This window comes from Arthrobacter sp. E1SS-5 (assembly GCF_057073715.1).
In genome coordinates, this window is the sequence record NZ_CP172703.1 from 1604181 (window position 1) to 1617509 (window position 13329).

A 13329-nucleotide genomic window follows, 5' to 3' on the forward strand; every position below is an offset into this window, starting at 1 on the left:
CCATGACTGACGTTTCCCTGGTTTCCCGCTTCGACGCCCTGCTGGCCGACCTGGATGGCGTGGTGTACGCAGGTCCGCACGCCATCCCCGGCGCCGTGGAGTCGCTGAAGCAGCTCTCCGGACTGGGCATCGGCTTGGGCTACGTGACGAACAATGCCTCCCGTTCCCCCGCAGAGGTGGCAGCCCACCTGCGCGAACTCGGCGCACCCGCCGAAGACAACCAGGTGGTCAGCTCCTCCCAGGCAGCCGCGGACCTGCTCGCTTCGCTGCTGGCACCCGGGTCACGGATCCTCATCACGGGCAGCCCGGCGCTGGCAAAGGAAATCGAGCTGGCCGGTTTGGTGCCGGTGGGCAGCCAGGACGAGGAGCCGGTGGCCGTGGTTCAGGGCTTCAGCCCCGCCATTGGCTGGAAGGAGCTGGCGGAGGCCACTTACGTGGTGAACGCCGGAGCCCTCTGGGTGGCCACCAACACGGACATGACCATCCCGCAAGCGCGCGGGATCGCGCCGGGGAACGGAACGCTGGTTGCTGCCGTCGCTGCCGCTACTGCCCAGCAGCCAAAGGTCGCGGGCAAGCCGGAGGCTCCGCTGTTCCACTCCGCCGCCAAACGGCTCGGGGCCGAGCGTCCCCTGGTGGTGGGGGACCGGCTGGACACGGACATCCTGGGCGGCAACAACGCCGGCTTTGCCACCGTGGCGGTGCTGACCGGCGTCGACACGCGCGAGACTATCCTTGCGGCGCGTTCCGCCGAACGGCCCAACTACATCATCGGCAACCTGACGGACCTGCACCGCCCCTACCCCGACGTGACGCACGACGACGGCACCTACGCGTGCGGGGAAGCGACGGCCCGCGTGGCCAACGGAGCGGTGGGCATCATCGGCAGCCAGGACGACTTGGACTCCTGGCGCGCGGCGTGCGCTGCCTGGTGGGCGGAGACCCCCGACGCCGCAACCCCGCAGGCACCCAAGCTGGTGTGGCTCAATCACTAGACTGGTTCAATGACTGAGCTGACCGAACCGGACGACTCGACAGCCCAGCCCACCCCGGAGTGGCCTCGCGCGGCCTCCCCGGACAGCGGGCAGGAGATCAACGATCCGCAGGTGGCGCGGGCCGTGGCCAGGCTTTCCGACATACCCGGCCTACCTGCGTCGGATCACGAAGCTGTGTATAACGAACTCCACGACGAACTGCTGGCCGCCCTGAACAGTGATCCCATCGACCAGGTCAGGGCGGCAACCGGCCGCGCCGGCGGGGCGGCCTGATGCCGGTTCGACTCGACCAGGCCCTTGTGGCCCGAGGCCTGGCGAGGTCCCGCACGCATGCAGCCTCGCTTATCGCCGAAGGCAAGGTCACCTCGGGAGGCCAGGTCCTGGCCAAGGCCTCCCTGCAGGTTGACGAAACCCGGGACCTCGCCGTCGAACTTGATGACCAGGACACCTATGCCAGCCGGGCCGCCCACAAGCTGGCCGGTGCCCTGGACGCCTTCCCCGAAGTGTCGGCGCAGGGCAAAAGGTGCCTCGATGCCGGTGCTTCCACCGGCGGTTTCACGGACGTCCTCCTTCGGCGCGGTGCCGCGCAGGTGGTGGCGGTCGACGTCGGGCACGGCCAGTTGGTGCCGCAGCTCCGCGAGGACCCGCGCGTGGATGTCCACGAGGGCATGAACGTCAGGTATATGGCGCCTGAGGACATCGGCGGACCCGCCGCCCTGACTGTGGCGGACCTGTCCTTCATCTCCCTCACCCTGGTGGTGCAGCCGCTGGCGGACTGCACCGAACCCGGCGGCGACCTGGTGCTGATGGTCAAGCCACAGTTCGAGATTGGCAAGGACCGGCTGGGCCGTACCGGCGTGGTCACCTCGGAGCGCGAGCGGCGGATGGCGGTGGAAAAGGTTGCCAGGGCAGCGCTCGACGCCGGGTTGGACCTTTGCGGACTGGCGCCTAGTCCGTTGCCCGGACAGGACGGAAACGTCGAATACTTCCTGTGGATAAAACGCAGGATCAGCAAAGACTTGCCTAAGATCGAAGAGCGAGAGGCAGCAGCCGCTGCGTTGCTCGGACAAATCTGGCCGAACCACTAGAGAGCGGAACCTGATGAGCAGGCGTGTACTGGTCCTTGCCCACACCGGCCGTGAGGAGTCACTGAAAGCCGCCTGGGAAGCCTGCGCCCTGCTGCACGCCTCCGGCATGGTCCCAGTGATGCAGGAATCCGAGCTGGGGGACATGGAGCGGTTCTTCGGGCACCTGGCCCAGCCTGTGGAGGTGCTCCACGACCATGTCCAGCTGCCCGACGTCGAACTCGTCATGGTTCTCGGCGGCGACGGAACCATCCTGCGCGCCGCTGAACTGGTCCGCGAGGTGGACGTGCCGCTGCTCGGCGTCAACCTTGGCCACGTGGGTTTCCTGGCCGAAAGTGAGCGCGCGGACCTGGCCCAGACCGTCGAGTGGGTCGCCAGTCGCGAGTACACGGTGGAAGAGCGCATGACCATCGACGTGCAGGTGTGGGTCCGCGGCCAGAAGATTTGGCACACCTGGGCTTTAAACGAGGCCGCCATCGAGAAAGCCAATCGGGAACGGATGCTGGAAGTGGTGACCGAGGTGGACGAGCGTCCGCTGACGTCCTTCGGCTCTGACGGCATTGTGCTGGCCACCCCCACCGGATCCACCGCCTACGCGTTCTCCGCCGGCGGACCCGTGGTGTGGCCGGAAGTGGAGGCGCTGGTGATCGTGCCCATCAGTGCCCACGCGCTCTTCGCCAAGCCCCTGGTCGTGTCGCCCAGGTCCAAGCTGGCTGTTGAGGTGCTGGGCCGCACCGACGCCCAGGGGGTCCTGTGGTGCGACGGCCGGCGCTCCGTCGACCTGCCGCCCGGTGCCCGCGTGGAAGTGACCAAATCGGCCACCCCCGTCCGGCTGGCCCGCACCCACCAGACCCCGTTCTCGGCACGCCTGGTCCGCAAGTTCGAGCTTCCCATCCACGGTTGGCGCGGCCCGCTGCCCAAGTCCGAGGCCGTGCACACCGGCCCCATTCCCGTGGTGCGGACGCCCCGGCCCATGCCGCCGCTGCCCGTACCGCACGTTGAGAACCCGGGCAGCGAACCCGATCCGTCGACTGCAAAGTGAATCCATGCTTGAAGAACTGAGAATCCGCGATCTGGGCGTCATCACCGACGCAACGCTTCCGCTCGGCCCGGGACTGAGCGTGGTCACCGGCGAAACAGGCGCCGGCAAGACCATGGTGGTCACCGCCGTCGGACTGCTGCTGGGCGCCCGCTCGGACGCAGGGGCCGTCCGCAGCGGGGCCAAAAGCGCCACCGCCGAAGCCGTGCTCAAGCTCGAAACCGGACATCCCGCCGTCGTCCGTGCCCTCGACGCAGGCGCCGACGCGGAGGAGTTCGACGGCGGCACGGAACTGATCCTGGCCCGCCGCCTGGGCGCGGACGGACGGAGCCGGGCGTTCCTTGGCGGCCGCGCCGCCCCCGTGGGCGTCCTGGCCGAGATCGGAGAATCGCTGGTGGTGGTGCACGGCCAGACGGACCAGATCCGGCTCAAGGGCGCCACGGCTCAACGCGAAGCCCTGGACAAGTTCGCCGGCGAAGCGCTGGCCAAACCGCTTGCCGCCTACCAGGACCTTTACAGCCGGTGGAAGGCCAGCCAGGCGGAACTGGACAGCCTCCGCAGTGCCGCCCGCGACAGGCTCCGCGAAGCCGAATCGCTCGAGGCGGCCCTGGCGGAGATCGATGACGTGGATCCCCAGCCGGGGGAGGACGAGCTGCTCAAGGCCGAAGCCGTGAAGCTTGCCAACGTTGAGGAGCTGCGGATTGCCGCCAGCACCGCGCACCAGGCCCTCATCGCCGAGGACTTCGGTGAGGCCGGTGACGCCACCACATTGGTGGACTCGGCCAAACGGACCCTTGAGCACGTGGCTGAGCACGACGCCGAACTGGGGTCAGCGGCCGCCCGGCTGGCGGAAGTGGGCTTCCTGCTCAACGACATCGCCACCGAGTTGGCCAGCTACCAGGCAGGCCTGGACTCCGAGGGCCCGGAACGGCTCGCCGAGATTGAGGACCGGCGCGCCGCCCTGGCCAAGCTGGTCCGAAAATACGCCCCCACCATCGACGAGGTGCTGGAGTGGGCGGACAAGGCACGCGTCCGGTTCGACGAACTGCAGGACGATTCCTCCCGCATCGAGGCCCTGGACGCGGAAGTGGTCCGTGCCGAAGCGGAACTGAAGAAGCAGTCGGCCGCCATCAGCAAGATCCGTGCCAAGGCCGCCAAAGACCTGTCCGCCCGGGTCAGCGCCGAACTGAAGGCCCTGGCCATGGCCGACGCCACGCTGGTGATCAACCTCGATCCGGCTGCACAGCTGAGTCCTTACGGCGCGGACGAGATCAGCTTCCTGCTGCAGCCGCACTCCGGCGCCCCGGCCCGGCCGCTGGGCAAGGGCGCGTCCGGCGGTGAACTGTCACGCGTCATGCTCGCCATCGAAGTGGTGCTGGCCGCCGTCGATCCCGTCCCCACGTTCGTCTTCGACGAAGTGGACGCCGGCGTGGGCGGACGCGCCGCCGTCGAGATCGGCCGCCGCCTGGCCATGCTGGCACGCCACGTGCAGGTGCTGGTGGTCACCCACCTGCCGCAGGTGGCCGCTTTCGCGGACCAGCACATCACGGTGACCAAAACCTCGGTCAGGGGAGCCGACGGCGGCACCGCCAGCGGGTTCACCTCCAGTGATGTCCGCCTCCTTGACGAACCGGAGCGGGTACGTGAGCTGGCCCGGATGCTTGCCGGCCAGGAGGACTCCGAATCGGCGCAGGCCCATGCCCGGGAGCTGCTGGATGACGCCAAGCTGCTGCCGCAGCGGGCCTGACCTGCGCAGCCACGGGAAGGCGTAAATGATGATAGGCTCGAATTCCGTGGTGCAGCGATCAAATTCCCGTGTAAATTCCCGGTTCCCGGGCTCCTCCAAGACGACGAAGCACATTTTTGTCACCGGCGGTGTGGCATCCTCGCTCGGCAAGGGACTGACGGCGTCCAGCCTTGGTCACCTCCTGCGGGCGCGCGGCCTGTCCGTCACGATGCAGAAGCTCGATCCCTACCTGAACGTGGATCCGGGCACAATGAACCCCTTCCAGCACGGTGAGGTCTTCGTCACGGACGACGGCGCCGAAACGGACCTGGACATCGGGCACTACGAGCGCTTCCTCGATGAGAACCTCGAGGGTTCCGCCAACGTGACCACCGGCCAGGTTTACTCCACGGTAATTGCCAAGGAACGCCGCGGCGAGTACCTCGGGGACACCGTCCAGGTCATCCCGCACATCACCGATGAGATCAAGCGCCGCATGCGCCTGCCCGCCGAGGGCAAGAACGCGCCGGACGTCATCATCACCGAAATCGGCGGCACCGTTGGCGACATCGAGTCCCAGCCCTTCCTTGAATCCGCCCGTCAGGTCCGCCAGGACATCGGCCGGAACAATGTGTTCTTCCTCCACGTCTCCCTGGTGCCCTACATCGGCCCGTCCCAGGAACTGAAGACCAAGCCCACCCAGCATTCCGTGGCAGCGCTGCGCTCCATCGGCATCCAGCCGGAGGCCATCGTGATCCGCTCGGACCGCGAAGTGCCCGAGGCCATGCGGGAAAAGATCGGCCGCATGTGCGACGTCGACATCGACGCCGTGGTGAACGCCGCCGATGCCCCCAGCATCTATGACATCCCCAAGACCCTGCACGGCCAGGGACTGGACTCCTACATCGTCCGTGCCCTGGACCTGCCGTTCAAGGACGTCGACTGGACCAGCTGGGACCGCCTCCTTGAGGCCGTCCACAACCCGAAGCACCACGTCGAGATCGCCCTGGTGGGCAAGTACATCGACCTGCCGGACGCCTACCTTTCGGTCACCGAGGCGCTGCGCGCCGGCGGCTTCGCCAACGAGGCCAAGGTCAAGATCCGCTGGGTCCCGTCGGATGAGTGCGAGACCCGTGAGGGCGCCATCAAGGCGCTCGACGGCGTGGACGCCATCTGCGTGCCGGGCGGCTTCGGCATCCGCGGTCTCGAAGGCAAGCTGGGCGCCCTGAAGTTCGCCCGCGAAACCAAGCTGCCGGTTCTGGGCCTGTGCCTTGGCCTGCAGTGCATGGTCATCGAATACGCCCGCAACGTGGTGGGCCTGGAAGGCGCCTCCTCCAGCGAGTTCGAGCCGGACTCCAAGTACCCGGTCATCGCCACCATGGAAGAGCAGCTGGAGTACGTCGAGGGCCGCGGCGACCTGGGCGGCACCATGCGCCTGGGCCTGTACGAAGCCAAGCTCGACGAAGGCTCGGTCATCGCCGGAACCTACGGCAAGACCACCGTCAGCGAACGCCACCGGCACCGCTACGAGGTCAACAACAAATACCGCCAGCAGATCGCGGACAAGGGCCTGGTCTTCTCCGGCACCTCCCCGGACGGCAAGCTGGTGGAGTTCGTCGAGCTGCCCGCCGACGTCCATCCGTACTACGTTGCCACCCAGGCGCACCCCGAGCTGAGCTCGCGGCCCACGCGCCCCCACCCGCTGTTCGCCGGCCTGGTCAAGGCTGCCCTGGACCACCAGAACGCCAACCACCAGGGTGCAGCCGACACGGCAGCGCCCGCGGACGGCGAGCCGGCAGCATCGGGTAGCGTTACCGCTAAGTAGTCAAGAGAACACAAAGGACGGCGCGATGCCTGGTACACCTGAAGCCACCCCTGCCAAACAGGTTTCGGATGCACCAAGCCCGCGCCGTCTTTTGTCTTCCGAGAAGGTCTATGAGGGCCGGATCTGGGACGTCGTCAGCGACACATTCCAGCTCTCCGAGTCCGGAGACGCCCTCACCCGCGACTACATCGACCATCCCGGCGCAGTCGCGGTCCTGCCCATGAACGACAAGGGCCAGATCCTCCTCCTGAAGCAGTACCGGCACCCGGTTGGCATGGACCTTTGGGAGGTTCCCGCGGGCCTGCTGGACGTCGAAGGTGAAGACTTCGTGGTGGGGGCGGCACGCGAACTTGCCGAGGAAGCGGATCTGGCGGCCGGTACCTGGAACGTCCTGGCCGATGTCTTCAACTCCCCGGGATCCTCCAGCGAGGCCATCCGGATCTACCTTGCCCGGGACCTCACCGAGGTGCCGCACCACGAACGCCATGAGCGGACGGACGAGGAAGCGGAAATCGAGTTCCACTGGATCAGCCTTGACGATGCCGTGGCCTCCGTACTGTCCGGCCGCCTGCACAACCCGTCCGCCGTCGTCGGGATCCTTGCCGCCGCGGCCGCCCGGTCCGGCAACTACCAAGACCTCCGCCCCGCCGACGCCCCCTGGCCCGCCCACCCCAGCCAGCGCTGATGGTCCCGGGTCCTTCGGCTGAAGCAGTTCCTTCCGTCCAGCCGGCCGCGGCACCGGCTGCCGGCGCGGCCCGGACGGACGTTCCTCCCGCCATTGACCGGGGAATCACTGACTACCTCCAGCACATGGGCGTGGAACGGGGTCTGGCAGCGAACACCCTGGCGGCCTACCGCCGCGACCTGGCCCGCTACGCCCGCTACCTGGCCGCTGCCGGGTGCACCCGGCCGGAGGAGATCACCCGGCACCATGTCACAGGCTACGTCCGTGCCCTCTCCGATGGGTCCGACGGCGGGTCCACCCTTGGGGTGCGCTCGGCAGCCCGGACGGTGGTGGCCGTCCGGGGGCTGCATAAGTTCTGGGCCCTGGAGGGCTTCACGCCCGCGGACCCAGCCAGCGAAGTCCACCCGCCGATGGCCGGCAAGCGGCTGCCCAAAGCCATCAGCGTCGATGAGGTGACCCGTATCCTGGAGGCCGCGGGAACCGACACCGCAACGGGATTGCGGGACCGCGCCCTCCTGGAATTCCTCTACTCCACCGGCGCCAGGATCAGCGAAGCCGTAGGCCTGGACGTGGACGACATCTCCCTGGCGGAACCGGAATCCGGGCCCGCTGTTGTCCGCCTCTTCGGCAAGGGATCGAAGGAACGGATGGTGCCGCTGGGCTCCTACGGCGCGCGTGCGCTGGATGCCTATTTGGTCCGCGGCCGGCCGCTGCTCGCCGCCAAGGGAAAGGGCACCCCGGCTCTGTTCCTGAATGCCCGCGGCGGGAGGATCAGCCGGCAAAGCGCCTGGACCATCCTGAAGGCGGCGGCGGAGAAAGCAAACATCACCCGGGACGTCTCGCCGCACACCTTGAGGCACTCGTTCGCCACCCATTTGCTCGAAGGGGGCGCCGACGTGCGCGTGGTGCAGGAACTGCTGGGCCACGCGTCCGTAACCACCACCCAGGTGTACACGCTGGTCACTGCGGACACTCTGCGCGAGGTCTATGCTGCGGCCCATCCCCGGGCCCTGGGCTAGGGGACAGGTATGGCTGCAGCGGCAGTAACCCTCTGCTTCCTCCTGCGGGAGGGGGAGAACGGCACGGAGGTGCTCCTGGGGCTGAAGCAGACAGGCTTCGGCAGGGGCAAGATCGTTGGCATTGGCGGCCACGTGGAGCCGGGGGAGACCTCCGCCCAGGCCGTAGTCCGGGAAGTCCTGGAGGAAACCGGGGTGGTGCTCGAGGAAGCGGCCCTGGCCGACGCCGGGGCGGTGCACTTCGTGTTCCCGGCCAGGCCCGAGTGGGACATGAAGACCACCCTTTTCACGGCGCGCACCTGGCAGGGTGAGCCGGCCCCCAGCGACGAGATCCTGCCTGAATGGTTCAGCGTTGCGGCCCTGCCGGTGGAGCGGATGTGGCAGGACGCCGACCATTGGCTGCCGGTGGTGCTCGAAGGCGGCAGGGTCAACGTGGTGGTCACCATGCACACCGACAACGAGTCGGTTGCTTCGTCCGAAAGCCGCCTGGAGTAAACCCCGGCAGTGCCCGTGCTGATAAACGTCCGACGGCGGGCGGCCACCAAAGTGCCCACCCGCCGTCGTCATCTTCCTGCCAGGAGCTACGGAAGGTGCCGTTCCTCCACGCCGTTGTATTCGCTCAACGGTCTGATCAAAGAGTTGGCGTCCAGTTGCTCCATGATATGCGCGGTCCAGCCGGTGATCCGGCTTGCCACGAACAGGGGAGTGAACGTGGGGGTGTCGAAGCCCATCAGGTGGTACGTAGGGCCGGCCGGGTAGTCGAGGTTCGGCTTGATGGCCTTGGCCTCGTCCATCGCCGTTTCCAGTCCGTTGTACAGCCCCAGCAACTCGGGGCGGCCGTAGTGGGCGATCATCTTGTCCAGCGCGGCCTTCATGGTGGGAACCCGGGAATCGCCGTGCTTGTAGACGCGGTGGCCGAAGCCCATGACCTTCTTCTTCTTCGCCAGGGCGTCTTCCATCCAGGCCTTCGCCCGCGCCGCGGCCTCCTCGAGCGACTCCTCCTGGCGGATGCCGATCTCGTCGAAGGTGTGCATCACGGCCTCGTTTGCGCCGCCGTGCAGCGGACCCTTCAGGGCCCCGATCGCTCCAGTCACCGCGGAGTGCAGGTCGGAGAGTGTTGAGGTGATAACCCGGGCGGTGAAGGTGGACGCATTGAAGGAGTGCTCGGCATACAGGATCATCGACACGTTGAAGGCCTCCACCACCTCCGGGACCTGTTCCTCGCCGAAGGCCATCCACAGGAAGTTGGCCGAGTAACCCAGGTCGTCCCGGGGTTCCACGACGTCCTGCCCGTGGCGGCGGCGCTGGTCGTAGGCCACCACCGCGGGCATGGCCGCGAACAGGTCCACGGCCTTGGCCATGTTCGCGTCGCGGGAGGAGTCCTCGGCCAGCGGGTGCCGGGCGCCCATCACGGAAGCTGCAGTCCGGCAGACATCCATCGGGTGGGACGTGGTGGGCAAGGCGTCAATCACCTGCTTCACCACCGGGTCCAGGGCACGGCCGGCGCGCTCCTTCGCCGTGAACTCCGCCAGCTGCTGCTCGGTGGGCAGCTCGCCGTTCCAGAGCAGGTAGGCCACCTCCTCGAAGCTGCACTTGGCGGCCAGCTCCTGGACCGGGTAGCCCCGGTACAGGAGGGAGTTCGTGTCCGGGTTGACCTTGGAAACCGCGGTGTAGTCCACCACGACGCCGGCAAGGCCCTTTTTGATCTCATTTTCAGCCATGCTGAAACTCCTTTGTTCCTAAAGCCTGTGTTCCTGGAGCGGGGTGCCGGCTGCTGCCGGCATCCCCGTGGTGTGAGGGTTGGGTGTCAGATGCCGGGGATTTGGAAGTTGAACACCCCGGTGTCAAAGCGGTTGTAGGCCTCATAGTCGACGAGGTCGTAGAGCCGGGCACGGGTCAGCATGCTTGGGACCTGTGCCTCCTGGGTGCCGTCGGACTTGATCGCTTCCAGAGTACGCTCGGCAGCGCCCATGGCACTACGGAGAAGCGTGACCGGATAAATGATCATGTTGACGCCGACGCCGGCCAGCTGGTCCACGGTAAACAGATCGCTTTTGCCGAACTCGGTCATGTTGGCCAGGATCGGCACGTCCACGGCGTCCCGGATGGCCTGGAACTCGCTGAGATCCTTCATGGCCTCCGGGAAGATGGCGTCCGCTCCGGCCTCAACCAGGGCCTTTGCCCGGTCCTGGGCCGCTTCCAGCCCGTCGGTGGCACGGATATCGGTCCGGGCCATGATCAGGAAGTTGGGGTCACGGCGGGCGTCGGCGGCGGCGCGGATCCGCTTGGTGGCAGTATCCAGGTCCACCACGTTCTTGCCGTCCAAATGGCCGCAGCGCTTGGGGTTGAACTGGTCCTCGATGTGGCAGCCGGCCAGGCCCGCGTTCTCGAGTTCCTGCACGGTGCGGGCCACGTTCATGGGCTCGCCGAAGCCGGTGTCGGCGTCGACGATCGAGGGCAGGTCCGTCATGCGGGCAATCTGGCCGGCACGGGTGGCCACCTCGGTCAGCGTGGTCAGCCCGATGTCCGGGAGGCCAAGGTCGTTGGCCAGGACGGCACCGGAAATGTAGACCCCGGCGAAGCCCTTTTCCTCGATCAAGCGGGCGGAGAGGGGGTTGAACGCGCCGGGGAACTGCTGGATGGTGCCGGAGGAGAGCAGTTCGCGGAAGCGGATCCGCTTCTGCTCCGGGGTGGTCTTGGAGTACAGCATCAGAAGAGTCCCTTCGGTGCCGCGGCCAGGTCGATGACGCCGGGGGCGGCGGTGATGTTCAGCTGGTCCAGTTCGCCGGCGGCGAGCTCCGGGAGGCGTTCGGCGGCGGCAAGGAACCTTTCGATTTCCGCCTCCTCCACCAGTCCTGCGGCGAGGGTGCGGAACTTGTTGACGTACTGCTCGCGGGCGAACGGCCGGGCGCCCAGCGGGTGGGCGTCGGCGACGGCGATCTGGTCGGTGATGACGGTGCCGTCCTTGAGCGTGATTTCGACGGAGCCGCCGAAAGCCTTCTCGGAGATGTCCAGGGAGTGGTAGCGGCGGGTCCATTCGGGGTCTTCCACGGTGGTGACCTTGTGCCACAGCTCCACGGTGTCCGGGCGGGCAGCGCGTGCCGGGGCGTAGGAGTCCACGTGGTGCCAGGCGCCGTCCTGCAGGGCGACGGTGAAGATGTACGGGATGGAGTGGTCCAAAGTTTCCCGGGACGCGGTGGGGCTGTACTTTTGGGGGTCGTTGGCGCCGGATCCGATAACGTAGTGCGTGTGGTGGCTGGTCTTGATCAGCACGGATTCGACGTTGGCCGGGTCGGTCACCTCCGGGTGTTCGCGGTGCAGCTTGCGGGCCAGGTCGATCCAGGCCTGGGCCTGGTACTCGGCCGAGTGTTCCTTGGTGTAGGTGTCCAGGATGGCGCGCTTGGCTTCGCCGGGGGTGGGGAGCGGGACCATGTAGGACGCGTCCGGCCCGTCCAGCATCCACGCGATAACGCCGTCTTCGCCTTCGTAGATGGGCACGGGGGAGGTCTGCCCGCGCATGGCCCGGTCCGCGGATTCGATGGCCATCTTGCCGGCGAACGCCGGGGCATGGGCCTTCCAGGTGGAGATCTCGCCCTTGCGGGACTGCCGGGTGGCGGTGGTGGTGTGCAGCGCCTGGCCGATCGACTGGAAGATGGTTTCGACGTCGAGGCCCAACAGGGTGCCAATGCCGGCGGCCGCGGAGGGGCCCAGGTGCGCCACGTGATCGATCTTGTGCTTGTGCAGGCAGATGGCCTTGACCAGGTTGACCTGGATTTCATAGCCGGTGGCGATGCCGCGGATCAGGTCGTGGCCGCTGGACCCAACGTGCTGTGCGACGGCCAGGATCGGCGGGATGTTGTCGCCGGGGTGGGAGTACTCGGCGGCGAGGAAAGTGTCGTGGTAGTCCAGCTCGCGGACGGCCACGCCGTTGGCCCAGGCGGCCCATTCCGGCGCCACCCGCTCCTCGATGCCGAACACCTTGGAGCCCTGGCCACCGGTGCTGGGGCCGTGGGTGAGTGCCTGGGCGCGGGCCGCAACAATGGGAGCCCGGTTCAGGGAGGCGATGGCCACCGAGGCGTTGTCGATGATGCGGTTGATCACCATGTCAGTCACCTCATCGGAGACGGCGACGGGATCCGCTGCCACCTGGGCGATCTTGTAGGCGAGCTGGTCCTCGCGGGGGAGGTTCTCTTCGCTCTTGTAGACGCGGACGTGGTGTTCCTTAACCATGATGCTCCTTTGGGTGGGATGCGTGGGTTGCTTTGACGTGGGAGAGGCTGCGGTGCAGGTGGACGATGGTGGCCGCCTCGGCGAGCTTGGGGTTGCCGGCTGCAATCGCCTCAGCGATGGCGGCGTGTTCTGCGGCTGCGGCGGTGAGGCGGCGCGCGTCGTCGGCTGCCAGGCGCCGGATCCGGACCAGGTGGACGCGCAGGCTGCGCATGGCCTGGGCCAGGTAGGAATTGGAGATGGCTGCGTCGATGGCGGTGTCCAGCCGCCCCACCAGTTGGTAATAGTCATGGAGGCCGGGCTCACCGCCGCTGATGAGCTCGGGGGCCAGGAGCAGCTCGTGCTGCAGGCGCTGGAACGTCGCGGGGTCGCCGCGCCGGGCGGCCAACGCAGCGGCCCTGCCCTCGAGCGTTTCGCGGAGTTCGAAGAGCTCGTCGATGTCCTCCAGGGAAATGTCGGTAACGACGACGCCGCGACCGCCCGCCGTCGTCAGCCCTTCAGCTGTGAGACGCCCCAGCGCTTCCCGCAGCGGTGTGCGCGAGACGCCCAGGCGTTCGGACTGTTCCACTTCGGCAAGGACCGTTCCGGGCGCCAGGCGCCATTCGATGATGTCCTCTCGCAGGGCCGCATACGCTTTGTCGCTGGCGCGCATGCCGTCCTCCTTCCTCGATAACCTGACCAGTGTATACACAGCACCCACGGAATAACAGTGATTTGCCGTCTTATCCTTAGGG

13 protein-coding genes are annotated in these 13329 nt (G+C 67.3%); 9 read left to right on the forward strand and 4 right to left on the reverse strand.

Translation table 11 applies throughout. The features are described from left to right. The first annotated feature begins 2 nt into the window (after positions 1 to 2). From ACIGJD_RS07430 to ACIGJD_RS07470, 9 genes are read left to right on the forward strand one after another with little or no spacing between them, the layout of a single operon-like run. The gene (locus ACIGJD_RS07430) at positions 3 to 992 is read left to right on the forward strand and encodes an HAD-IIA family hydrolase (RefSeq protein ID WP_483688958.1); all 990 of its coding nucleotides are present in this window, start codon (positions 3 to 5) and stop codon (positions 990 to 992) included. Between the two features lie 9 nt (positions 993 to 1001). Further along, on the forward strand, positions 1002 to 1265 hold the full coding sequence (locus tag ACIGJD_RS07435) for a hypothetical protein (protein ID WP_483688959.1): 264 nt from the start codon (positions 1002 to 1004) through the stop codon (positions 1263 to 1265). After that, the gene (locus tag ACIGJD_RS07440; protein ID WP_483688960.1) at positions 1265 to 2080 is read left to right on the forward strand and encodes a TlyA family RNA methyltransferase; all 816 of its coding nucleotides are present in this window, start codon (positions 1265 to 1267) and stop codon (positions 2078 to 2080) included. The genes ACIGJD_RS07435 and ACIGJD_RS07440 overlap by 1 nt, the downstream gene beginning before the upstream one ends. A 13-nt stretch (positions 2081 to 2093) precedes the next feature. Next, on the forward strand, positions 2094 to 3119 hold the full coding sequence (locus ACIGJD_RS07445; protein ID WP_483688961.1) for an NAD kinase: 1026 nt from the start codon (positions 2094 to 2096) through the stop codon (positions 3117 to 3119). A gap of 4 nt (positions 3120 to 3123) precedes the next feature. Continuing rightward, positions 3124 to 4863 carry a DNA repair protein RecN gene (recN, locus tag ACIGJD_RS07450; protein ID WP_483688962.1) on the forward strand — a complete coding sequence of 580 codons (1740 nt, stop codon included), beginning with the start codon at positions 3124 to 3126 and terminating at the stop codon, positions 4861 to 4863. 28 nt (positions 4864 to 4891) lie between these two features. Then, the gene (locus ACIGJD_RS07455; protein ID WP_142135468.1) at positions 4892 to 6667 is read left to right on the forward strand and encodes a CTP synthase; all 1776 of its coding nucleotides are present in this window, start codon (positions 4892 to 4894) and stop codon (positions 6665 to 6667) included. A 25-nt stretch (positions 6668 to 6692) separates the two neighbouring features. Beyond that, the gene (locus ACIGJD_RS07460) at positions 6693 to 7352 is read left to right on the forward strand and encodes an NUDIX domain-containing protein (protein ID WP_483688963.1); all 660 of its coding nucleotides are present in this window, start codon (positions 6693 to 6695) and stop codon (positions 7350 to 7352) included. Continuing rightward, complete coding sequence (xerD, locus tag ACIGJD_RS07465) at positions 7352 to 8371, forward strand: site-specific tyrosine recombinase XerD (protein ID WP_483688964.1); 1020 nt, start codon at positions 7352 to 7354, stop codon at positions 8369 to 8371. Before ACIGJD_RS07460 ends, xerD begins: the two co-directional genes overlap by 1 nt. A gap of 9 nt (positions 8372 to 8380) precedes the next feature. After that, the gene (locus tag ACIGJD_RS07470) at positions 8381 to 8863 is read left to right on the forward strand and encodes an 8-oxo-dGTP diphosphatase (RefSeq protein ID WP_483688965.1); all 483 of its coding nucleotides are present in this window, start codon (positions 8381 to 8383) and stop codon (positions 8861 to 8863) included. A gap of 86 nt (positions 8864 to 8949) precedes the next feature. On the opposite strand, the gene ACIGJD_RS07475 is transcribed toward ACIGJD_RS07470, so the two are convergent. From ACIGJD_RS07475 to ACIGJD_RS07490, 4 genes are all read right to left on the reverse strand, one after another. Then, positions 8950 to 10089 carry a bifunctional 2-methylcitrate synthase/citrate synthase gene (locus tag ACIGJD_RS07475; RefSeq protein WP_483688966.1) on the reverse strand — a complete coding sequence of 380 codons (1140 nt, stop codon included), beginning with the start codon at positions 10087 to 10089 and terminating at the stop codon, positions 8950 to 8952. An 86-nt stretch (positions 10090 to 10175) separates the two neighbouring features. Next, entirely contained in the window at positions 10176 to 11078 is a 903-nt protein-coding gene (prpB, locus tag ACIGJD_RS07480; RefSeq protein WP_483688967.1) for a methylisocitrate lyase, read from the reverse strand. Beyond that, positions 11078 to 12598 (reverse strand): MmgE/PrpD family protein, encoded by a 1521-nt coding sequence (locus tag ACIGJD_RS07485; protein ID WP_483688968.1) that lies wholly within the window; start codon positions 12596 to 12598, stop codon positions 11078 to 11080. Before ACIGJD_RS07485 ends, prpB begins: the two co-directional genes overlap by 1 nt. Then, a complete protein-coding gene (locus tag ACIGJD_RS07490) occupies positions 12591 to 13247 on the reverse strand; it encodes a GntR family transcriptional regulator (RefSeq protein WP_483688969.1) in 657 nt (218 codons plus the stop codon). Before ACIGJD_RS07490 ends, ACIGJD_RS07485 begins: the two co-directional genes overlap by 8 nt. Between the last annotated feature and the right edge of the window lie 82 nt (positions 13248 to 13329).